Annotated in this window: 23 protein-coding genes and 1 pseudogene; 9 read left to right on the top strand and 15 right to left on the bottom strand. The window is 67.2% G+C overall.

From position 1 onward, the window contains the following. Window positions 1-47: 47 nt before the first annotated feature. Window positions 48-518, top strand: coding sequence for a hypothetical protein (locus QHG62_RS18665; protein ID WP_281147020.1), 471 nt, complete (start codon window positions 48-50; stop codon window positions 516-518). A gap of 33 nt (window positions 519-551) precedes the next feature. On the opposite strand, the gene QHG62_RS18660 is transcribed toward QHG62_RS18665, so the two are convergent. From QHG62_RS18660 to QHG62_RS18645, 4 genes are read right to left on the bottom strand one after another with little or no spacing between them, the layout of a single operon-like run. Beyond that, window positions 552-1685, bottom strand: coding sequence for a hypothetical protein (locus QHG62_RS18660; RefSeq protein WP_281147019.1), 1134 nt, complete (start codon window positions 1683-1685; stop codon window positions 552-554). 6 nt (window positions 1686-1691) lie between these two features. After that, window positions 1692-2453 carry a hypothetical protein gene (locus QHG62_RS18655; RefSeq protein WP_281147018.1) on the bottom strand — a complete coding sequence of 254 codons (762 nt, stop codon included), beginning with the start codon at window positions 2451-2453 and terminating at the stop codon, window positions 1692-1694. After that, the gene (locus tag QHG62_RS18650) at window positions 2443-3462 is read right to left on the bottom strand and encodes a hypothetical protein (RefSeq protein WP_281147017.1); all 1020 of its coding nucleotides are present in this window, start codon (window positions 3460-3462) and stop codon (window positions 2443-2445) included. Before QHG62_RS18650 ends, QHG62_RS18655 begins: the two co-directional genes overlap by 11 nt. Then, window positions 3459-4487 carry a glycosyltransferase gene (locus tag QHG62_RS18645; RefSeq protein WP_281147016.1) on the bottom strand — a complete coding sequence of 343 codons (1029 nt, stop codon included), beginning with the start codon at window positions 4485-4487 and terminating at the stop codon, window positions 3459-3461. Before QHG62_RS18645 ends, QHG62_RS18650 begins: the two co-directional genes overlap by 4 nt. A gap of 95 nt (window positions 4488-4582) precedes the next feature. Here QHG62_RS18645 and QHG62_RS18640 point away from each other — a divergent pair, with 95 nt between their 5' ends. Continuing rightward, window positions 4583-5920, top strand: a complete 1338-nt coding sequence (locus QHG62_RS18640; RefSeq protein ID WP_281147015.1) for a UDP-glucose dehydrogenase family protein — start codon at window positions 4583-4585, stop codon at window positions 5918-5920. Here the strand turns inward: QHG62_RS18640 and QHG62_RS27815 are convergent. The 3 genes and pseudogenes from QHG62_RS27815 to QHG62_RS18620 form a co-directional block, all read right to left on the bottom strand. After that, window positions 5906-7173, bottom strand: a pseudogene (locus QHG62_RS27815) (CaiB/BaiF CoA transferase family protein). The gene QHG62_RS18640 and the pseudogene QHG62_RS27815 sit on opposite strands and share 15 nt — an antisense overlap. Before the next feature lie 23 nt (window positions 7174-7196). Beyond that, window positions 7197-8183 (bottom strand): Bug family tripartite tricarboxylate transporter substrate binding protein, encoded by a 987-nt coding sequence (locus QHG62_RS18625; protein WP_432445542.1) that lies wholly within the window; start codon window positions 8181-8183, stop codon window positions 7197-7199. A gap of 25 nt (window positions 8184-8208) precedes the next feature. Continuing rightward, window positions 8209-9930: an acyl-CoA dehydrogenase family protein gene (locus tag QHG62_RS18620; RefSeq protein ID WP_281147014.1), complete on the bottom strand. Its 1722-nt coding sequence runs from the start codon at window positions 9928-9930 to the stop codon at window positions 8209-8211. Between the two features lie 91 nt (window positions 9931-10021). On the opposite strand from QHG62_RS18620, the gene QHG62_RS18615 reads away from it, so the two are divergent. Then, window positions 10022-10909, top strand: a complete 888-nt coding sequence (locus QHG62_RS18615; protein WP_281147013.1) for a LysR family transcriptional regulator — start codon at window positions 10022-10024, stop codon at window positions 10907-10909. Here the strand turns inward: QHG62_RS18615 and QHG62_RS18610 are convergent. The 4 genes from QHG62_RS18610 to QHG62_RS18595 all read right to left on the bottom strand — a co-directional run bounded on the left by QHG62_RS18610 (window position 10900) and on the right by QHG62_RS18595 (window position 14242). Continuing rightward, window positions 10900-11943, bottom strand: coding sequence for a serine/threonine protein kinase (locus tag QHG62_RS18610; RefSeq protein ID WP_281147012.1), 1044 nt, complete (start codon window positions 11941-11943; stop codon window positions 10900-10902). The genes QHG62_RS18615 and QHG62_RS18610 overlap by 10 nt on opposite strands. A gap of 33 nt (window positions 11944-11976) precedes the next feature. Further along, window positions 11977-13092 (bottom strand): DUF2855 family protein, encoded by a 1116-nt coding sequence (locus tag QHG62_RS18605; RefSeq protein ID WP_281147011.1) that lies wholly within the window; start codon window positions 13090-13092, stop codon window positions 11977-11979. 175 nt (window positions 13093-13267) lie between these two features. Then, window positions 13268-13693 (bottom strand): organic hydroperoxide resistance protein, encoded by a 426-nt coding sequence (locus QHG62_RS18600; RefSeq protein WP_126750043.1) that lies wholly within the window; start codon window positions 13691-13693, stop codon window positions 13268-13270. A 96-nt stretch (window positions 13694-13789) separates the two neighbouring features. Further along, a complete protein-coding gene (locus QHG62_RS18595) occupies window positions 13790-14242 on the bottom strand; it encodes a MarR family winged helix-turn-helix transcriptional regulator (protein WP_281147010.1) in 453 nt (150 codons plus the stop codon). Window positions 14243-14758: 516 nt separating this feature from the next. Between QHG62_RS18595 and QHG62_RS18590 the strand changes: the two genes are divergently transcribed. From QHG62_RS18590 to QHG62_RS18580, 3 genes are all read left to right on the top strand, one after another. Beyond that, window positions 14759-15043, top strand: coding sequence for a DUF427 domain-containing protein (locus QHG62_RS18590; RefSeq protein ID WP_015866436.1), 285 nt, complete (start codon window positions 14759-14761; stop codon window positions 15041-15043). Then, a complete protein-coding gene (locus tag QHG62_RS18585) occupies window positions 15040-15789 on the top strand; it encodes a 2OG-Fe dioxygenase family protein (protein WP_281147009.1) in 750 nt (249 codons plus the stop codon). The genes QHG62_RS18590 and QHG62_RS18585 overlap by 4 nt, the downstream gene beginning before the upstream one ends. A gap of 108 nt (window positions 15790-15897) precedes the next feature. Next, window positions 15898-16341 carry a universal stress protein gene (locus QHG62_RS18580; protein ID WP_281147008.1) on the top strand — a complete coding sequence of 148 codons (444 nt, stop codon included), beginning with the start codon at window positions 15898-15900 and terminating at the stop codon, window positions 16339-16341. Here QHG62_RS18580 and QHG62_RS18575 read toward each other — a convergent pair. Further along, window positions 16325-17005, bottom strand: coding sequence for an RluA family pseudouridine synthase (locus QHG62_RS18575; protein WP_281147007.1), 681 nt, complete (start codon window positions 17003-17005; stop codon window positions 16325-16327). The genes QHG62_RS18580 and QHG62_RS18575 overlap by 17 nt on opposite strands. Window positions 17006-17196: 191 nt before the next feature. Between QHG62_RS18575 and QHG62_RS18570 the strand changes: the two genes are divergently transcribed. After that, entirely contained in the window at window positions 17197-18399 is a 1203-nt protein-coding gene (locus QHG62_RS18570; RefSeq protein ID WP_432445541.1) for an MFS transporter, read from the top strand. Window positions 18400-18422: 23 nt separating this feature from the next. Here the strand turns inward: QHG62_RS18570 and QHG62_RS18565 are convergent, their stop codons facing one another. Genes QHG62_RS18565 through QHG62_RS18555 form a run of 3 tightly spaced genes read right to left on the bottom strand, consistent with a single transcriptional unit; the run spans window position 18423 to window position 19131 of the window. Next, window positions 18423-18704 (bottom strand): 2Fe-2S iron-sulfur cluster-binding protein, encoded by a 282-nt coding sequence (locus QHG62_RS18565; RefSeq protein ID WP_281147005.1) that lies wholly within the window; start codon window positions 18702-18704, stop codon window positions 18423-18425. Next, window positions 18701-18985 carry a VF530 family DNA-binding protein gene (locus tag QHG62_RS18560; RefSeq protein WP_126746169.1) on the bottom strand — a complete coding sequence of 95 codons (285 nt, stop codon included), beginning with the start codon at window positions 18983-18985 and terminating at the stop codon, window positions 18701-18703. The genes QHG62_RS18565 and QHG62_RS18560 overlap by 4 nt, the downstream gene beginning before the upstream one ends. After that, the gene (locus QHG62_RS18555; protein ID WP_164547877.1) at window positions 18982-19131 is read right to left on the bottom strand and encodes a hypothetical protein; all 150 of its coding nucleotides are present in this window, start codon (window positions 19129-19131) and stop codon (window positions 18982-18984) included. Before QHG62_RS18555 ends, QHG62_RS18560 begins: the two co-directional genes overlap by 4 nt. A gap of 93 nt (window positions 19132-19224) precedes the next feature. On the opposite strand from QHG62_RS18555, the gene QHG62_RS18550 reads away from it, so the two are divergent. Together QHG62_RS18550 and QHG62_RS18545 are read left to right on the top strand one after the other, a co-directional pair. Beyond that, entirely contained in the window at window positions 19225-19743 is a 519-nt protein-coding gene (locus tag QHG62_RS18550) for a GNAT family N-acetyltransferase (RefSeq protein WP_281147004.1), read from the top strand. A gap of 85 nt (window positions 19744-19828) precedes the next feature. Continuing rightward, complete coding sequence (locus QHG62_RS18545) at window positions 19829-20737, top strand: DUF808 domain-containing protein (protein ID WP_281147003.1); 909 nt, start codon at window positions 19829-19831, stop codon at window positions 20735-20737. The last annotated feature ends 19 nt before the right edge of the window (window positions 20738-20756 follow it).

The raw sequence follows: 20756 nt of genomic DNA, 5'->3' as shown, positions 1-20756 counted from the left end.
TCGCTCGGGCAGGGGCCGCCGCTGCTGCGGCGGCGTCGCTGGTCTTGATGAGCGGCTGTTCTCACTACCACATCGGTATTCCGCTGGTGCCCGGGCTCTCGCTCGGCCTGGGTGCCACGAAGGATGGCAATTTCTCCGTCGGTCTCAACACCGGCTGGGGCCCGCTCGGTGCAGGCGTGGCCGTCAACAATTCGGGCGTGGTGGCCGGCTCTGCCGGCGTGGGTGTGGGTGTTGGCGTGGGGCCTGTCGGCACCGGCGTGGGCGTCAGCAAGAGCGTGGTGCTGCACGACCCCAATGCGGCAAAAACCGCGTTCGTGCCTGCCGGCGGGGCCGCACCGGTGACCTCGGCGGCTGTCGCATCCGCCGCGCCGGTCACCGTTACCAAGGATGGCGTGACAAAACCCATGCTTGCGCCGGTGCCGCTTCAGCCTGCTGCCGCCGCGCGCGTTTCTTACCGGCCGGCCGCGGTGGCGCAGGCCGGCGAGCTCGGCACGCCTGCCAACCCCGTCGCGCCCTGATCGCCGCGAGTCGAGGTGCGGCGCTGGCCGCCCTCAACGATGCGCTGCCAGGCTCAGGAGCAGCGCGGTCCAGTGCTGCAGGCGGGCAAGCGCGTACTTGCGGCCCTCCATCGCATGGTGGCCGTCAGCGCTTTTGCCGATGGCGAGCAACTCATTCGCAGCCGCGGTCACGTCGTGCGCAAAATCTTCCGCATTGCCGCGCCACACCACGGTGCGGTGCTGCAGCCCCAACTGAGCTGCGCGTTCCGCATTGATCGCCTGCTCGGGCTGGTCGGTCAGCACCAGCAGGATCGGCTTGCGGTACACCGCCGCCACAGACAGCGCCGCCATGCCCGGCGCCGAGACGATGAAGGCGCTGCGCGCGGCCGTGTCGATCCAGTGCTCGTCCTGTGCATGCCAGCCCCTGCTGTGCGCGTAGCCCTCGCCGACAAGATGCGTGGGCACGCCGGTATCGGTTAGCCCGTGTTCCAGGCCGTCGGCCAGCGCGATTTCTTCGAAGTGCGGATTCAGGTAAACCGCGGCTGGCGGCTCGACGTGTGGATATGCCCCGGCATGCGCTTCGGCATCGGCGCGCGCCACAGCCACGGGAGTGGCCAGCCGGTGGCCGCCGTGCCCGTCGTGCTCCGGCTCGCCGTAGCCGAAGCCATGTGCGATGCGGGCACGGGCGCGGTCGATCTGCCACGCGACGATGCGGCCGAACAGCCGGGCCGTCCACCCCGGCATGCGTCCGCTGAAATTGGTTTCGAGCGCACGCCGAAGGCTGTCGCCGTAGACGTGCACCACCTTGTGCCGCCAGCCCGGCATCCAGCCCATGAAGAGCAGCGCGGGGTGGAAGGAATCGTTCACCACCAGGTCGGCATTGCGGAAACACCTGCTCAGCCGCACGATGTCGCGCAGCATGCGCCCGGGCCTGAACACGTAGTGGGCCACGTTGCGGTCGGTCTCGCGGCGCAGCATGTTCTGCCGGCTGTCGAACTGCACCGCATAGTGGCGCGAGAGCACCGGCGCATGAATGCCGAAGCCCGCAAGAAAGCGCGCGCCTTCATCCGACGTGGTGAGCACCTGCACGCTGGCGCCCGCATCGCGCAATGCATGCGCGAGCAGCTGCGAGCGCATCAGATGGCCGCGCGCGTCCGCAGTCGCAAGATAGACGATGCGTGGCGGCATCGGCGCTCAGGCGTGCATTGGCCGTGCGGCACCGGGCCGAAGGCGCAGCGCCAGGCCGGCAAGGTACATGCCCAGTGCGCCGGTAATGCCAAAGCCGCGTTCGGTATGGCGCACCTCGCGCAATAGCAGCGCGAGCCGCGCCTCTTCGTGCGGTGCCACGCAGCGCTGCAGCGTATGGCTGCACAGGCGGATGTGGCGGTCCTCGTCGGCCAGCACGCGCGTGAGCAGCGGGTGCAGTGCATGCCCGGTGCCTATCAGCGCGCAATGGCGCTGCAGGATGCGCGAAGCCATCTGTTCTGCGGCCAGGCCAATGGCGTAGGCGGGCACCAGGGCGCCGTGCGAAAAGTGCGGCGCATGGCGGCGGATGAGCCGCTGCCACCGCGCGAGCTTGCGCCGGCTCAGCCAGTCGGGCCGCGGCGCTTCTTCAGGCGACGCCGCGGCCTGCGCGTGGCCGCCGCGCTCGGCGATGGCGTCGGCAAAAAGCCGCGCATGCAATTGCTCGTCGGCCAGGTGCTGGTCGAGCTGCCGCGTGAGCCAGTCGGGTGCGCTCGCGCGCAGTTCGCGCTGCAGGGCCTGCTCTGAAGATTCCTCGCCCACCAGGTACAGGCGCAGCAGCAGGATTTCGCCGTCGCGGCTTGCATGCAACTGCCTCAAGGCGCCGCGCTTGACGTGGTGCACCAGGCGGGCCTGCAACGCGGGCCAGCCGCGCAGCTGCGGCGGCGCAAGGCAGTCGAAGCCGGTGGCCGTCAAAGGCACGTCAGCGCGCATCGGCCACTGCCCTGGACAGCGGGGCTTGTTGCTGCTGCCAGCCGAGCACAAGCCCGATGAAGCTGTCTTGCAGGAAGGCGCGCGCCGAGGCATCGGCCTCGGCAAAATCGTGCTGCCGCCCGTCGTAGCGCAGATAACCCTTGCCCTTGGCGGCGCCGAGCACGAGCTTCTCGTTCTTCCTGAAGCCGTTCTGCAGCAGCGGCTGCAATTGCGGGTGCGATTCGAGCCCGTAGAGGAACAGGTCGCGCTGCACCACCTGGCGCGGAATCTGCCCGCTCAGCGCCTGCAGTTCGAGCGACCAGTTGCCTTGCCGCATGGCTTCGGCAAGCTCCCGGCCCTTGGCGGAAGGCGCGCGAAACTGCGCGCGCGCCACCGACTTGGACGCTTTGCGCAGGCCCAGCCCCACGGTAATGTCCGCGTCCCTGGCAACGCCTGTGCGGTTGTCGCGCACCTGCACCACCTCGTTCGCGAGCCGTGCGGCAAGCGAAGGCTTGGAAAGCGCCTCGCTGATCTGCGTGGGCGTGAGCAGCACGCGCTCGCCGCTGCCTTCGATCACCACGACCTGGTAGGGGTCGATGCGGATGTCGCTGAACTCCCCGCCGATGGGTGAGTGCGCATGGCTGCTCACCGACCATTCGTTGCCCGAGCGGCTCAGCAGCGCATGAAAGGTGAGCGGCACGCGCTGGCCGCCAGCCGATTGGCCCGAGCCGTGCAACAGCACGTCGCCCACGATGGCCTTGTCGGCGTAGTTGCGCGGGTTGGCAAAGCGGATGGTATGCGCGGCGCTGTCGAGTGCGGCGCGCGTGTCGGCGTCGTCCAGCGCAAGGCGGTTGCACTCGTTCGCGGAGCCTGCCAGTGCGGCAAAGGGGCAGCCGCTGTCGGACTTGAAGTTGAAGACGCCGCGGCCGGTGAAATCGGCGGCGCTGGCCGTGACGGTGGTGATGGCGCAGGCACCGGCGAGCACCAGCGTAGCGATGCGAAGTGCCTGGGCGCTGAAAGTTGTTTTCATGTAGGGCGATGGTAGGAGAGTGCCTGGGCGTCTGCGTTGGTGCGGCCTGTGGTGTGCCAGCCGATGCCGCGCGCAAACGCGCCCAGCATGTCGATGGCCGAGAAGCCCAGGATCAATGCCACGCCGGCAAGCCAGCGCATGCCGGAGAGGCGTGGCAGATCTTGGTGGTTGAGCGCGCGCAGGCTGAAGCCGAGCCGCGTGAACAGCACGCACAGCGGGCCGATGGGACCGCTCTTCGCGAGCCACTGCCATTTGGCGGGCACGTAGCTGCGCAAGAGGTGCGGCGTGAGCGAATACGTGTCTTGCCCGCGCATCCAGCGCAGCTTGAGCGCCTCGGCGCGGGTGTCGGGCAGGCGGTGCTCGGTATGGGCCGCGGCCGCGTAGTGAATGGGCACGCCGGCCGCCTTCAGGCGCATGCCCAGCACCTGGCAATGCGCGCGGTACACGCCTTTTAGCGCCTGGTAGCTGTGCTGTTCGAACACATCGCGGCGGAAAGCCACGTTGTTCGCGTAGAAGTTGCTCGTGGCTCCCGCGTGGTCGGCGTTGGGAAAGTACATGAAGTCGATGGTGGTGAGCGCGGTGCCGACCACGTTGGCCGCATAGCTTGTGCGGCCGGCCACCACCGCGGGCGCATCGGCTCGGGTGAACGGCGCGAGCATCTGCAGCAGCCAGTCGTCGTCGGGCAGGCAATCGGCGTCGGCGAACACCACGTGCTCGCAGCGCGCGGCATCGGTGGCGCCGAAGCCGGCGTTCTTGGCGTCGTAGTAGCCGGTGGCAGCGTCGATGCGCACGAAGTCGACGGGGCGGCCCGCGAGCGCCGTGACGGCATCGCACGATGCGGCGCTGAGCCCGTCGTGCGTGATGACCACTTGCGCGAGTGCCGTGAGCGGCAATTGCTGCTTTGCCAGCAGTCCGACGAGGCGCTGCAGGCTCGTGCTCGCGGCCGCCTCGGCGTCCGCGCCGCCGCGCAGGTTGTTGGTCTCCAGGACCAGCGCGGTGCGCGCGGCAACGTCATGGGGCATCATCGAATTTTTTCTCCGGGCATTGTTTTGAAGGCTTGCATCCTGCTTTTATCTCACAACCGCCGAGGCTGCCAGTGTCTCGAGAGCCGGGCACACGAATGAAGGTGAGCCTTTTCGGCGCCGGCTACGTCGGCCTTGCCTTTGCCGCATGCCTTGCCGAAGCCGGGCACGAGGTGCTCTGCGCCGATGCGGACGCCACCCGCATCGAAGGATTGCGACAGGGCCGCATGCCCCTGCACGAGCCCGGACTGGAGGCGCTGGTGGCAGCGGGCCAGGCTGCGGGCACCCTGCGCTTCACCACCGACGAACGCGCGGCAAGCCTGCATGGAGAGATTCTCTTCATCGTGGTCAACACGCCGGCCGATGCCGCAGGCGAGATCGACCTGCGGCATGTGATGGCCGTGGCGCGCAGCATCGGTCGGCACCGCGATCGACCGGGGCTTGTGGTCTGCAAGTCCACCGCGCCGGTCGGCACGGCGGAACAGGTCGAGGCCGTGCTGGCCGATGAGCTTTCGCAGCGCGGCGCGGCCCATCGCATTGCCGTGGCCGTGAACCCCGAGTTCTTGCGCGAAGGTTCGGCCGTGCGCGATTGCCGCCAGCCCGACCGCGTGGTGATCGGTGCGGAAGACCCGGACGCCGTCGATTTGCTGACCAGGCTCTACCGGCCTTTCGTGCAAGACCCGAAGCAGGTGCTGGTGATGGACCGCCGCTCCGCGGAACTCACCAAGTACGCCGCCAACGCCATGCTTGCAACGCGCATCAGCTTCATGAACGAGATGGCGCGCGTGGCGGAGCATGCGGGGGCCGACATCGAGATGGTGCGCCGCGGCATCGGCGCCGACCGGCGCATCGGTCCCGGCTTTCTGCAAGCCGGTGCCGGCTACGGCGGCTCATGCCTTGCCAAGGACGTGCGGGCATTGCGGCATGCGGCAGACCGCGACGGGTACGGGCTTCGCATCCTGTCGGCCGTGGAAGCCATCAACCATGAGCAGAAGGGCCGGCTTTTCGACCTGATGACGCACCACTTCGAAGGCCGCATCGCCAACAAGACCATTGCGCTGTGGGGCCTTGCCTTCAAGCCCGACACCGACGACATGCGCGATGCGCCCAGCCTTGTGCTGCTGGAGCGCCTGCGGGCGGCCGGGGCGCGTGTGCAGGTGCACGACCCGGCGGCCATGCCGAACGCGCGCGCGATGGTGGGCGAGCACGGCGACGTGCGCTGGTGCGACACGCCGGAACAAGCGCTCGAGGGTGCCCACGTGCTGGCATTGTCGACCGAGTGGCCGGTGTTCCTGTGCCCGGATTTCTCGCACATTGCGGCGACGCTCGAAACCCCGGCGATCTTCGACGGCCGCAACATCTACGACGCGGCCGAGGTCGAGGCCGCGGGCATCGCGTACTACGGTATCGGCCGCGGCCGCTCAGTGCTGCGCTGAGTCGTTATCGACAGGCAGGAAAGCGCTGCCCGGCGTGAGCGGCGCATACCGGTAGCTCGCCGGCGTGCGGCCCAGCTTTACGGGCGCACCGATGCCGCGGTAGCCGCCGGGCATCTCCACCACCATCTCGCGGTGCAGCGTGTGCGGGTGCTGCAGCGCATCGGCCACGGGCAGCACCGGCGCGGCGGGCACGCCGGCGGCCATCAGCTGGTCGACCAGCGCGCGTCCGTCGAAGGCCGCCATGGCCGCCTCGAGCCGCTGCTTGAGCCCGTCGCGGTGAACCGAGCGCGCACCCGCGGTGCGGTAGAGCGGATCGTCCGCCAACCGGGGCAGGCCGATGCACCGGCACAGGCTGGCAAACTGCCGGTCGTTGCCCACCGCCACGAACACCGGATCGGTGCCGGTGGCCAGCGCGTCGTAGGGATAGATGTTGGGATGCGCGTTGCCCGTACGCCGCGGTGCAGGCCATGACCGGCATCATGAGCATCAATGGCGAGGCCGATGGCGGCCCGCTGCGGATCGGTGCCGGTGGCCAGCGCGTCGTAGGGATAGATGTTGGGATGCGCGTTGCCCGTACGCCGCGGCGCGGTGCCGTCCATGAACCAGTTGGCCGCATGCGGATGCAAGAGCGAAAGGCCGCTGTCGTACAGCGCCGCTTCCACAAACTGCCCGCGCCCGCTGCGCTGGCGCTCTTGCAGCGCGAGCAGCACGCCGATCACCGCATTGAGCCCTGTCACCATGTCGACCACCGGCAAGCCCACGCGCAGCGGGCCGCCATCGGCCTCGCCATTGATGCTCATGATGCCGGTCATGGCCTGCACCGCGGCGTCGTAGCCGGGCAGCGCGCCGAGCGGGCCGTCCGCGCCAAAACCCGAGACGCGGCACCACACCAGGCGCGGAAAGCGCTGCGAAAGCGCCTCGTAGCCGATGCCCCAGCGCTCCATCGTGCCGGTCTTGAAATTCTCGATCAGCACGTCGGCTTCGGCCACGAGTGCAAGCAGAGCCTCGCGGCCTTCTTCGGTCGAGAAGTCCAGATGCTGCACACGCTTGTTGCGGTTGAGCCCGTGGTAGTAAGAGGCCACGCCCTCCTTGAAGGGCGGGCCCCAGGTGCGCGTGTCGTCGCCCTGCGGCGGCTCCACCTTCAGCACGTCGGCGCCGTGGTCGCCGAGGATCTGGCCGCAATAGGGGCCGCCGAGAATGCGCGAGATGTCCAGAACGCGGATGCCCGCGAGGGCGCCTTGGGTCGATGTCATGGGCTGTGTCCGGTGCCGTGCAATCAATCGAGCTGCGCGCCGGACTTCTTCACCACCTCGCTCCACTTGGCCGATTCAGCCGCGATGAACTGGCCGAGTTTCCGTGGCGAGGTGTCCGCGGAAGCCTCGAGCCCTTGGGCGGCGAACATCTGCTTGACCTTGGGCGAATTCAGCACATCGGCAAATGCATGGTTGAGCTTGGCCACGCGGTCCGCCGGGGTGCCGGCCGGCGCCACGATGCCGAAGAACACGCTCACGTCGTAGCCCTTGTAGCCTTGCTCCGAGATGGTCGGCACCTCGGGCAGCGCCTGCGAGCGCGCCACCGTTGCCACGCCCAGCGCGCGCAGCTTGCCCGCTTTCACGTAGGGCAGCGCCGTAAGAATGTCGGTGAAGGTCATGCTCACCTGATTGCCCAGCAGATCGTTGAGCGCGGGGCCCGTTCCCTTGTAGGGAATGTGCTGCAGGTCGGTGCCCGCCACCGAGTTGAACAGCACGCCCGCCAGGTGCGAAGAGGCACCGTTGCCCGACGACGCATAGCTCAGCTTGCCCGGGTTGGCCTTGGCATACGCCACCAGTTCAGGCACGCTCTTTACCGGCAGGGCAGGGTTCACCACGAGGATGTTGGGCAGGTAGCCGACCTGGATCACAGGAGCAAAACTCTTCACCGGGTCGTAGCTGATCTTGCGGTAGAGGCTTGCGTTGATGGCAAGCGGGCCCGAGGTGCCGAACAGCAGCGTGTGGCCGTCGGCCTCGGCGCGCGCAACGTATTCCGCGCCGATGTTGCCGCCCGCGCCTGCGCGGTTCTCCACGATCATCGGCTGGCCGAGGCGGTCTTTCATCTCCGCCGCCAGCGTGCGGGCCATTGCGTCTGTGGGTCCACCGGGCGGGAAGGGCACGACCAGCATCAACGGCTTGGAAGGGAAGGAGCCCAGGGCTTGTGCGGCGGGTGCCGCGGCCAGCAGTGCGGTGCAGGCGGCTGCGGCAGCAAAGAAGTGGGTGAGGTGTCGCAAGGTGATGTCTCCGTTCTTTTGTGAATCAGGCAATGGTTTCGGTGCTGCGCGCCGTGGCGCTGTTCCAGTCCGCGGGCGTTGCGTCGGGCGCGAGCGGGTCGCGCGGCAGCACGCGGTGCAGCAGCACGAGTTGCGCCCACCGCAGGCGCGGTGCGGAACCGCTGTGCGCGGCTTCCCATGCCATTGCGATGGCGCTGGTGCAGTGGTAAAGCGCCGATGCCGCCTGGCGCGCGAGCACATCGCCGCCTTCGCGCGCGGCCGTTTCGGCCAACGCTGCGGCGCGTGCCAGTGCATCGCCCAGCGCCTGCGCAAAAGCCGGCGCGAGCGCTGCGTCGCCCAGCAGCTTCTCGCAGTGCGAGCGCAGCACCGGCAGCGAGCCTTCGCGCTTCACCGCGCGGATCACGTCCAGGGCCACGATGTTGCTGGTGCCTTCCCAGATCGAGCCCAGGTGGGCATCGCGCACCAGGCGCGGATCGCTCCACTCCTCGATGTAGCCGCAACCGCCGCGCACTTCCATCGCATCGCCCGTAACCTTGCGCGCATCGCGGCAGGCGCGGAACTTGATGAGCGGCGTGAGGATGCGCAGCAGTGCATACGCGTCGGGCTCGCCGGCGTCGGAGCGCGCGAGCGCAAGCGCCGTCTGGCACACCATGGTGCGTGCCTGCTCGGCCGGCACGCGCAGCTTGTCCAGCTGGCGTTGCATCAGCGGCATCCGGTCGAGCGTGCGGCGGAAGGCACGGCGCTGCGACGCGATGTATTCCGCTTCGGCCACCGCGCGGCGCATGAGGCCCGCTGCGCGCACGCCGTTCGACAGGCGCGAGTTGTTCACCATGTCGGCCATCTGCACGAAACCCCGGCCTTCCTCGCCCACAAGGTAGGCGACCGCGCCTTCGAGCCGGATCTCGCCGCTCGCCATCGAGCGGGTACCCAGCTTGTCCTTCAGGCGGATGATGCGGTAGTGGTTGAGGCTGCCGTCATCGAGACGGCGCGGCAGCAGAAAGAGCGACACGCCCTTCATGCCCGCCGCGCCGTCTTCGGCGCGCGCGAGAACCATTGCAAAGTCGGCATCGGGGTTCGAGCAGAACCACTTGTCGCCGGTGATGCGCCAGCTGCCGTCGGCCTCTCGCCGCGCCATCGTCGCGGTGGCGGCAATGTCCGAGCCCGCGGCCTGCTCGGTCATGAACATGGCGCCCTGCGCAAGCTCGTCGAAGTCCAGCGAAGTGAGGCGCGGCAGGAAGCGCGCGACCAGCCCTGCGTCGCCGAATTTCTTGAGCGTGCGCGTGAGCGAATCGGTCATCGAGACCGGGCAGCACAGGCCGAACTCGGCCTGCACGAAAAGATAGGTCAGCACGTACTTGACCAGCGGCGGCATCTTGCCTTTCCAGCCCAGCGTTTCGTCGCGGTGCGACATGGCGGCCAGGCCGAACTCGCTGAGCGCAAGGCGTTCCATCTCCACATAGGCCGGGTGCTTGACGACCTTCTGCTCGTCCAGGCCGGTGCGGGTGCGCTGCTTCAGCGTGGGCGGATTGCGGTCGGCTGTTCCGGCCAGATCGTCGAGCAGGCCACCCGCGAGGCCGCCCAGGCGCTCGAAGTGCGGCTGCATGTGGGCACGCAGGTCGTCGGGAAGGTACAGCACGAGCAGCCGGTGCAGCTCGGCATCGGCGGTGAACAGGTTCTGGCCGTGGCGGTCGGGAATGGGATGGGCGTGCGCGGCTTGCGGCGCGGCGTGTGCGGCGTTTTCAGGCATGCGTTTGTCTCCTGGTTCGCCGCATTGTTGAAGCAAGCGACGATCCGTGTCTAATATCGAATTGGTCTTGTTCGATTCGATCTGCCTATCCATGGAACTGCGACACCTGCGCTATTTTTCTGTGCTAGCCGAAGAGCTTCACTTCGGGCGCGCGGCGCGGCGCCTGTCGATTTCGCAGCCGCCGCTCTCGGTCGCCATTCGCCAGCTCGAAGACTCCGTGGGCGCGCGGCTTTTCGAGCGCAACAGCAAGGAGGTGCGGCTCACGCATGCGGGCGAAGCGCTGCGTATTTCGGCGCGGCGCCTGTTGCAGCAGGCCGAAGAGGCGGCCACCGAAGCGCGCGACGTGGCAAGCGGTTCTGCGGGGCGGCTGCGCATCGGCTTTGTGGGCGCCATGCTCTACCGCGGATTGCCGCCGGCGCTGCGGGCATTCCAGGCCAAGCATCCGGCGGTGCGCATCACGCTCAGCGAACTCAATTCCGGCGTGCAGATTGCCGAGCTGCTGCACGACCGGCTCGATCTTGGGTTTGTTCATACGAGCCGCATGCCGCCCGAGCTGCATCACCGCTTGCTGCTGTCCGAGCCCTTTGTGTGCTGCCTGCCCGCGGGGCATTCGCTCGCGCGCAAGAGGGTGCTGGCGCCGGCCGACCTGCGCAGCCAGCCCTTTGTGCTGTTCTCGCGCGAAGCCTCACCCGACTATCACGAGCGCATTCTTTCGATCTGCGCCGATGCGGGTTTCCTGCCCGAGGTGCGGCACGAGGTGCGCCACTGGCTGGCCGTGGTGTCGCTGGTGTCGCAGGGCATGGGCGTGGCGCTGGTGCCGCAGGCCATGCGGCACTCGGCGCTGCGCGGCGCCGTGTTCCGCCCGCTCGACCGTACGGTGGCGCAGTCTGAAGCCTATGGCGTGTGGCGCGCGGGGCCGTCCAACGTGCTGGTGGAGCGGCTCCTGCAAGGCGTGGCGGAAGCCGCCGCTCAGGCGTAGAGCGGCTCTTCGGCCATTTGTTCGCACTGCTCCTGCAGCACGAGGATCTGGCCCTTCCAGTAGTCGCTGGAGCCGAACCACGGAAAGTTGATCGGGAAGATCGGGTCTTCCCAGCGGCGCGCGAGCCAGGCGCTGTAGTGAATGAGGCGCAGCGTGCGCAGCGGTTCGATCAGCGCGAGCTCCCGCCGGTCGAATTCGCGGAACTGCTCGTAGCCGTCGAGCAGGCCCGACAGCTGCGAGGTGCGCTGTGCGCGGTCGCCCGAAAGCAGCATCCACAAGTCTTGCACCGCAAAGCCGGTGCGCGCGTCGTCCAGGTCGACGAAGTGCGGGCCGCCGCCGGGCCGGTCCGTGGGGGTCCACAAGATATTGCCGGGATGCACGTCGCCGTGCAGGCGCAGCTTGCGCGGCTGGAAGTCGGAGGCCGGCGCATTCACCGCGAGTGCGGTGGCGCCGATCATGTCCAGCGCCTCGTTGCAGGCGGCTTCCCATTCGCGCTGCACATCGAGCGGCACCTTGTTGTTGGCCAGCAGCCAGTCTCGAGAGGCAATGCCGAAGGTCTGCAGGTCGAGCGCCGGGCGCGCCTCGAAGGGCTTGGCGCTGCCCACGGTGTGGATGCGCGCAAGAAACCGGCCGACCCATTCGAGCACTTCGAAGTCGTCGAGCTCGGGCGCGCGCCCGCCGCGGTAGGGGCTCACGCTGAAGGCAAAGCCGGCGTGGTGGTGCAGCGTGGTGCCGTCGAAGGCCAGCGGCGGCACGGCGGGCACTTCGCCCGCGGCCAGTTCGAGCGAGAAGGCGTGTTCTTCCAGAATCTCGGCTTCGCTCCAGCGCTCGGGCCGGTAGAACTTGACGACGACCGCCGGATACGGATTCGGGTCTTCCAGGTACACCTGGTAGACACGGTTTTCATAGGAGTTGAGGCCGGTGAGCCGGCCGTCGCCGTGCAGGCCGAGCGTTGCGAGCGCGTCGAGCACCACGTCGGGCGTGAGGCTCTCGTAAGGATGGGTGTTGGCAGGCGCTGCGGGGGAAGGGGTCATGCAGCGATTGTCGCTACCCCCGCGCCGGCGCCGTCAAAGCCCGCCGGGTTGTTTGTAAAGCGAAAGGATATGGCCGGTGCGCGGGTCGCCCTTGCCGGCCAGCACCTGCGCGTAGGCCGCCTGCACGGCCTCGCCGCCGTGGTGGTGCTCGGCGCGCAGCCACGGCTTTTTTGTATCGGTCACGGTCGCCAGAAAGCTGCGCCAGGCGGACACCATGCGCCGGCCGAACTCGTCGGCGCCCCATTCGGCGGTGCGCTTCTTGATTTGTGCAGGCGCAAAGAACAAGGTGGCGCGCGGGCCCGGCAGGTCTTTGCCGGCGCCCTTGGACGAGAGCTGCTCCACATGCGTGCCGCCGATCGAGCAGCTGTATTTGAGATTGGCGAAGCGCGTGTGAAGGGCGCTGCGAAGGCCACCGTTGCCGGCAAAGTCGACGTACACGCTGGGCGTGTCGGCTGCAATGCTGTCAAGCGCGTCGTACGTCACCACGCGGTCGTAGCAGCCCAGGCTTTCGCAGAAGGCCACGTTGGCGGGCGAGGTGAGCCCGATGACCTCGATGCCTTCGCGCTGGTGCAGCTGAAAGGCGGTGCCGTACGCCGTCTTGCTCGATGCACTCGACAGCAGCATGGTCTTGGCGCCGAAGAAGTCGTTGTCCGCCATGAAGTCGTCGATCAGCCAAGAGGTGATGAAGAGCGGGCGCAGCAGCGCCTGCGCGTCTTCCGTCTCGGCGGTGTAGAGCGGGTCGGCGTTGCAGCGGAAATACTGGTTGTAGACCGCGGGCAGCGCCGCGCGGTGCGGCGCGCCGTCGGCAAAGCGCTCCGGCGACAGCCGCTCGGGGCTCAGCACCGCGCTGGACGCCATCGGCCAGTAGCCATAGAGCCGCTCGCCCACCGCCACGCCCGGGTGCAGCGACTGCACCACGCTTGCAAAGCCCCATACCGGAATGCCGCCCCAGCCTTCGTCGCCCGAGGGGAAGAACTGCCAGTAGCTCATTGCATCGCCGAACGCGGCGTAGGTGATGTTGTTGGACGTGAGCGCAAAGCTGTCGATGCGAACGCGAACCTGGCCGTCGGCCAAAGGCTGGTCGGTGGCGGTGTGCAGGCGCGAGACGGCGAGCTCGTCCTTGCGGATCAGGAGGTTGGTGGTGCTCATGGTGTCGATCGATCTCCACGGTGCGTTGAAGGGCGTGCGGCCACATTAGCCAAGCTTGATGAATGGCGCTATCGCGTTTGCATTTTCCGGGTCGCCCGTGAGACAACGACGGCCATGAAAAAAGCGCCCCGGCTTGTGGCCGGAGCGCTCTTTTTTTGGTGCACTCAGCGCGGAATCAGGCGATCGTCAGTTCAACGTCGATGTTGCCGCGGGTGGCGTTCGAGTACGGGCAGACCTGGTGGGCCGTGTCGACCAGCTTCTGCTTTTGTTCTGCGTCCAGGCCGGGCAGCGTGATGGCGAGCTGCACCGAAATGCCGTAGGCCGCGCCGCCGTTCGTCGGGCCGAGGGAAACCTTGGAATCGATGGCCACGTCTTCAGGCACCTTCACGCCGATCTTCGGGCCAACCGCCTTCATCGCGCCGATGAAGCAGGCGGCGTAGCCGACCGCGAACAGCTGCTCGGGGTTGGTGCCGGGCTTGCCCGAACCCGGCGAGCTCAGCTTGACGTCGATGGCGCCGTCGCTGGACTTGCCTGCGCCGTCGCGGCCGCCGACGGTGTGGGCTTCAGCGGTGTAGAGAACCTTGTCGAGTTTGGTGGTCATGGTGATTCCTTTGTGGATGAGGGTGAAGGGAACGGTGAAAAGAGCTTCTTTGTATCGAAGCGGGAAGAAACTTGAAGCGTGCGGTGCCTTTTGGTTTCAGGCGGCTTTCTTGATGCGGTCGCGCAGGGCCTGGATCTGCTGGGTCAGCGAAATCAGCTCGGGCACCGAGCACTGCGCGGCGGCCATCAGGCATTCGGGCACGTTGGCTGCACGGGCCTTGAGCTTGCGGCCGGCGGCGGTGAGCGTGATGTGCACGCGCCGCTCGTCGGCCACGTCGCGCACCCTGGCTACGTAGCCGTTGGCTTCCAGCCGCTTGAGGAGGGGCGTGAGGGTGCCGGAGTCGAGCGAAAGGCGCTCGCCGAGTGCGGAGACGGTGGGGCCGTCTTGCTCCCAGAGGGCGAGCATGACGAGGTATTGGGGGTAGGTGAGCTGCAGCTTTTCCAGGACCGGCTTGTAGAGGCGGGTCATGGCCAAGGAGGCTGAGTAGACGGCGAAGCAGAGCTGGTTATCCAGCTTGAGCATTTCGTCTTTGGATTGGGGGGAGGGCATGGGGGGAATTGTAGCTCGCAATTAAATTGTGTGCAATGTAGTTGTTTTGGGTTCAGTTTTTGGGTTCAGTTTGGGTTTTGCGTTCCGGGGCCGGGATTCCGCCCGGCGGCGGACTTACTTTCTTTTGCTTCGCCAAAAGAAAGTAAGCAAAGAAAAGGCGACCCCACTGTCTGCGACCCCTGCTTCTTTTGCTTCGCCAAAAGAAAGTAAGCAAAGAAAAGGCGACCCCACTGTCTGCGACCCCTGCGCTTCGCTACGGGGCAACCTGCGGTGCTCGCCTGCGGTGCTCAGGTTTCGCGGGGTCCGCAGAACTCGCTTCGCTCAAACAGCTGCGGCCCTGATCCGCGAAACCCTCCGCTCCTCGGAACAGCTGCGGCCCTGATCCGCGAAACCCTCCGCTCCTCGGCGCATACAGAGGGGCTTGGAAACCGACGGGCCTTTGCTTCGCTCGGCCCCCGGCCCCGGGAAGCAAACAAGCCAAAGGGCACAATATCCCTTCCCCGTGGAGAGCAACACATGAAAGCAACCTGGAACGGCGTCACCATCGCCGAAAGCGACGACACAGTGCTCGTCGAAGGTAACCACTATTTCCCGATGAGCTCGCTCAACCGCGATCACGTCACCTTCAGCAACCACAAGACCACCTGCCCCTGGAAGGGCACCGCCAGCTACTACTCCCTGCTGGTCAACGGCGAACTCCACACGGACGCCGCCTGGTACTACGCAGACCCCAAGCCTGAGGCCGAAGAGATCCGTGACCGCGTCGCGTTCTGGAAGGACGTGAAGGTCACCGCATCGTGACCAACGCTGCATTCGCACCGCCGTTCATCCAGCCGGCAGAACTGCTGCCCGCGCTGCGCGAACAGGGCTATGCGGTGCTCAGCCCGCTAGGCGTGAGCGACTGGCTCGGCGTGCCGCTCGAACAACTCGAAGCTCTGCACGCCGACTGGAACGACCTTCCACCGGATGAATACCTGAAGGACGGCGGCCGCTACCGCACGCGGCGCCATGCGTGCTTTACCGTCGAAGGCGAGGCCATTGCGCAGGTGCCGCATCGTGCGCACTGGCAGCCGGTCGAATACAACGCGCTGCACGGCGGCATGCAGCGCTGGTTTGCGCCCATGCACGAGACCACGGTGGCGCAGCCGGTGTGGCAGCGCCTGCTGCAGCGGCTGGGCGAAGCGGCAAGCGGCATGCGCGGTACCGCGGCGCAACCGTGGTTTGTCGAGGCGCACCAGTTCCGCATCGACACCGCAGGCGGCATCGGCCGGCCCACGCCCGAAGGCGCGCACCGCGATGGTGTCGACCTGGTGGCGGTGGCGCTGGTCGGGCGCAGCGGCATCAAGGGCGGCGAAACGCGTGTGTTCGAAGCCAACGGGAGGCGCGGCGAGCGGTTCACCATGACCGAGCCGTGGACGCTGCTGCTGCTCGACGACGCGCGTGTGATCCACGAATCCACACCCATCCAGCCGCTCGAAGACGGGGCAGCCGGCTGGCGCGACACCCTGGTCGTCACCTGCCGCGCTCAGGGTTTCCAGGGGGATTGACCCCGCTGGCTTGAGTCCTACAGTCACGCCCCGGCCGAGGGGTTAAATTGGAGGCCCGGCTCGGTTGCGAGCCGCGCCTGTCTGCGAACGAAAAAAGTGAGGTCCGCCATGTTCAATCACATCCTGGTTCCGATCGACGGCTCCGAAACTTCCATGCTCGCGGTCAGCAAGGCCAGCGGCCTTGCGCTGGCGTTCGGAAGCCGCATCACGTTGATTCACGTGATCGACAACTATCCCTTCATCGGGGTCGGCGCGGACTACGCGCTGGGCCAGAACGAATACCTGGCCGCGGCCACCGCAAGCGCGAATGCGGCGCTCGCACGGGGCGTGGCTGCGCTGGCAGCCGAAGGCCTGCACAGCGACCAGCGCGTGATCGACGGCCATGTGGTGCACGAAGGCATCGTCGATACGGCCATTGCCATTGCGGCCGACCTGATCGTGATGGGCTCCCATGGCCGCAGCGGCATCGAAAAGCTGCTGCTCGGCAGCGTCACGCAGCGGGTGCTGCAAGACGCGACCATGCCCGTGCTGGTGGTCAAGGGCGGGCTGTAGAAAGAGAAAAAGCCGGCGCACTCTCAAAGTTGAGCATTTGCTGTGTGGCGGGGTGCACAAAGCCCAGTTCGCTTGCGTGCAGCAGCAGGCGCGGCGCACGCGCCTGCACGTGGGCATTGCCATAAAGCGCATCGCCCAGGATCGGATGCCCGATCGACAGCAGATGCACGCGCAGCTGATGCGAGCGGCCCGTGAGCGGTTCCAGCAACACGTGCGTGGCCGCACCACTTCCCCTATTCGACACCGATGAAGAAAGCGCCCGCCAGCGCGTGAGGCTCGGCTTGCCCGCGGGGTCCACCTTCTGGAGCGGCCGCCTGGGCCAGTCGGCGATCAGCGGCGCGTCGATGACCGACCATTCATCGCGCACCGGCATGGCGCCGTCGACGATGGCTTCATAGCGCTTGTGCACCGTGCGGTTGGCAAACGCATCGCCGAGCGCACGCTGCATGGCGGCGCCGCGCGCCATCAGCACGAGCCCGCTGGTTGCCATGTCGAGCCGGTGGACGATCAGCGCGTCAGGCCACCGCTGCGTGGCGCGCGCGCTCAGGCAGTCCTGCTTGTCTTCACCGCGCCCGGGCACACAAAGCAGCCCGGCGGGCTTGTTCAACACCAGCAGGTGGGCGTCTTCGTGGACGAGGTCGATAAGGGGAGCGGTGTCGGGCATGGATGCGGCCGAGTGTAGAGAGGAGGGGGAAGGCAAGGAGCGAGAGCCCGCGCTCATGCGAGGCTCATGGAGCCTCGGCTATCCTCGAACGAATGTCCTCCGGCCCCGCCTCTCCTGTTTCTCCTGCCCCGGTTTCCGCCTCTGTTCCCGCGCCTCCGAGCTTCTCCCAACTCCGGCGCGAGCGCCCGTTCATGCAGCTGTGGGTGGCGCGGCTTTTCGGCACCGCGGCGTCGCAGATGCTGCTGGTGGCCATCGGCTGGCACATGTACGAGCTCACCAGCAGTGCCTGGGATCTCGGCCTGGTCGGCCTCTACCAGTTCGTTCCTGCGCTGCTGCTGGCGCTGCTGGCCGGCCACATGGTCGATCGCCACCATCGCGGCCGCATCGTGGCGGCCTGCTTTGCGGTGCAGGGGGTGGTGGCGCTCGTGTTGCTTCTTGCGGTGGCGCAGCGCTTCGATACGCGCGGCCTGCTGCTGGGGCTGTCGCTGGTGCTCGGCGCCGTGCGCGCCTTCCAGATGCCGGCGCAGCAGGCGCTGACGCCGCTCCTGGTGCCGCCCACCATGCTGCCGCGGGCCATGGCGTTCAGCTCGGCGGGCATGCAGGGCGCGATCATCGGAGGCCCGGCGCTCGGTGGCCTGCTGTTCGTGGCGGGCATGGCGGTGGTGTACGGCGCAAGCGTATTGTGCTTTGCCATCGCCTGCGTGCTGGTGCTGCGCCTGCGCTATGCCCATACGCCGGCTGCGCGCGAGCCGGTCACGCTGGCCACGGTGTTTGCCGGGGTCAATTTCATCTGGAAGCGCAAGCCCGTGCTCGGCGCCGTGTCGCTCGATCTTTTCGCGGTGCTGCTGGGCGGCGCCGTGGCGCTGCTGCCCATCTACGCCAAGGACATCCTGCACACCGGGCCATGGGGCCTTGGGCTGCTGCGCAGCGCGCCGGCGGCGGGTGCGCTGATCATGTCGATTGCGCTCACGCGCCGGCCAATCGAGCGGCACATCGGCCGCACCCTGCTGATTGCGGTGGGGCTCTTCGGCATGTGCATGGTGGTGTTCGGCATTTCGCGCAGCTTTGCCGTCTCGCTGATCGCGCTGGCCGTGTCCGGCGGTGCCGACATGGTCAACGTGGTGATCCGCCAGACGCTCGTGCAGCTCGAAACGCCCGACGCCATGCGCGGCCGGGTGAGCGCGGTCAATTCGATCTTCATCGGCGCCAGCAACCAGCTGGGCGAGTTCGAATCGGGCGCCACGGCGGCGCTGCTCGGCCCGGTGGGTTCGGTGGTGCTGGGAGGGCTTGGCACCATGATGGTTGCGCTGGGTTGGTTCAGGCTGTTTCCATCGCTCGCGCAGCGGGACCGGCTGGTGGTCGCAGCGCCGGCTCAGGCCATCAAGCAGGGCTGAGCAGGGCTCGACAACGCCGGTCGTCAGAAGACCGAGAACGCCTTCGGCGCGTCGATTGCAAGATCGCCTTGCGCCTCGGCCACGCAGGGCAGTATCCAACCCTCGGCTTTTTCCTCGGCGCTCAGGCCGGGCCATTCGATGGTGTGGCGTATCCGGCCCGACAGCAGCTGGCAGATGCAGGTGCGGCAGGTGCCGTTGCGGCAGGAGCTCGGCATTTCGATGCCGGCCGCCTCGGCTGCCTTCAGGATCGTGGTGCCCGCCTCGGCCTCGAAACCAAGGCCCGACGGCTCGAGCCGAACCTTCATCGCTGCGGAGGCTGTTGTTGCTGCTGCTCGCGGCGCTGTTCGCGCAGCATGAAGAGATAAAGGCTTTCGACCTTCTCGCGCGCCCATGGCGTCTTGCGCAGGAACTTGAGGCTGGAGCCCACGCTCGGCTCGAAGGTGAAGCAGCGGATGGGAACGAGATGGCCGAGTTGTTCCCAGCCGTAGTAGTCGGCCAGCGCCGTGACGATGGCTTCCAGCGTGAGCCCGTGCAGCGGGTTGCGGGGCTGGGCCGGCTTGGCGGGCGCTGGCTTTTCGTCTGTCACTTGTTCTTGAGCTTGCCGCGCGGAATGACCGCCGTGGTAATGGTGCGGACCGGCTCGATGCCGCCAGTGCCGGCGGGCTTGGGCGGCGAGGTGTCCTTCTTCGGTTTCTTGGCTTCCTTGTTTGCGCGTTGTTGACCCTTGGCCATATCTACCTCCTGTTGATGTGTGTCTGCTGCGAATGCAACAAGCAGTTTAGCGGTGCGGCGACAATACGCGGTTCCATTTGATTTTCCGCATTCATGTCAGATTACGAAGTTCGCCCCGCCACGATGCGCGACGCCAAGGCCGTCGCCGAAGTCCATACCCTGGCCGCCCAGGCCGCCTACCAGGGCATCCTGCCCGAGGAAGAGCTGCGCACGCTGGCCCCGGCCACCCGCGAAGCCAAATGGCGCGAAGCCATCGAGTTCAGCGAACCGCAGGTGCAGGTGGCGGTACTGGGCGGCGAAATCGTCGGCTTCGTCGGCTTCGACCGCTCGCGCGACCCCAAGACGCCTTCCACCGCGGGCGAGATCTGGGCGCTCTATGTCAAGCCCGAGCACTGGGGCAAGGGCCTCGGCGTGGCGCTGTGGGATGCCGCTCGAGAAGGCCTGGAAGAAGAAGGCTGCACCACCGTGACCGCATGGGTGCCCATTCGCAACGACCGTGCCATGCGCTTTTTTGAACTGGCCGGTTTCAAGCGCGAAATGAAGACCGCCAAGACCACCGCGCTGGGTACCGTGCGCGTCGAAGAAATCCGCCTCAAGCGCAACGTCACCTGACGCGCCTGCCGCGTACGGGTATTGCCGGCGCGGGCTGCTGTTGCGGCTAAGCTCGCCGATTCTTTTTTTCACACCGACCCTTGCCATGGCCACCAGCCTGCTTTTGCTGCTCGACGACATCGCAACTGTTCTGGACGACGTCTCGGTCCTCACCAAGGTAGCCGCCAAGAAAACAGCCGGCGTGCTGGGCGACGACCTCGCGCTGAATGCGCAGCAGGTCTCGGGCGTCAAGGCCGACCGCGAACTGCCGGTGGTCTGGGCGGTGTGCAAGGGCTCGTTCGTCAACAAGCTCATCCTGGTGCCCGCGGCGCTGGCCATCGGCACCTGGCTGCCTTGGCTGGTCACGCCGCTGCTGATGGTGGGCGGTGCGTTTCTTTGCTTCGAAGGCTTCGAGAAGCTGGCCCACAAATTCCTGCACAAGAAAGAACACGAGGCCGACACCGCGCGGCACGAGCGGGCGGTGGCCGACGAGGCCGTCGACGTGGTCGCGGTTGAAAAGGACAAGATCAAGGGCGCGGTGCGCACCGACTTCATTCTTTCGGCCGAGATCATCGCCATCACGCTGGGCACCGTTCAGGGCCAACCCTTTCTCACGCAGCTCACCGTGCTTGCCGGCATTGCGCTTGTCATGACCATCGGTGTCTACGGGCTGGTGGCCGGCATCGTGAAGCTCGACGACGCAGGCCTTTACCTGAGCCAGCAGGCCAGCAAGGCGGCGCAGGCGCTCGGCCGCGGCATTCTTGCTGCCGCGCCCTGGCTCATGAAGGGGCTGTCGATTGCCGGCACCGCCGCCATGTTTCTGGTGGGCGGCGGCATCCTGGTGCACGGCGTGCCTGCGTTCGGCCACGCGGTCGAAGATTGGGCCAAGGCCACGGGCGGCGTGTTCGGCGCGCTGGGCTCGATGGGGGTGAATGCCGGCGTCGGCATCGTCGCCGGCGCCATCGTGCTGGCAGGCGTGGAGCTTTTCGGCAAGCTCCGCGGCAAGAAGGGCTGATTCGCCTCTACGAGGCGCG

Origin of the sequence: Variovorax paradoxus, assembly GCF_029919115.1 — a bacterium.
Classification (GTDB): Bacteria; Pseudomonadota; Gammaproteobacteria; order Burkholderiales; family Burkholderiaceae_C; genus Variovorax; species Variovorax paradoxus_O.
The sequence above is the reverse complement of the archived record's forward strand: the minus strand, read 5'-3'. Positions and strand labels throughout refer to the sequence as shown.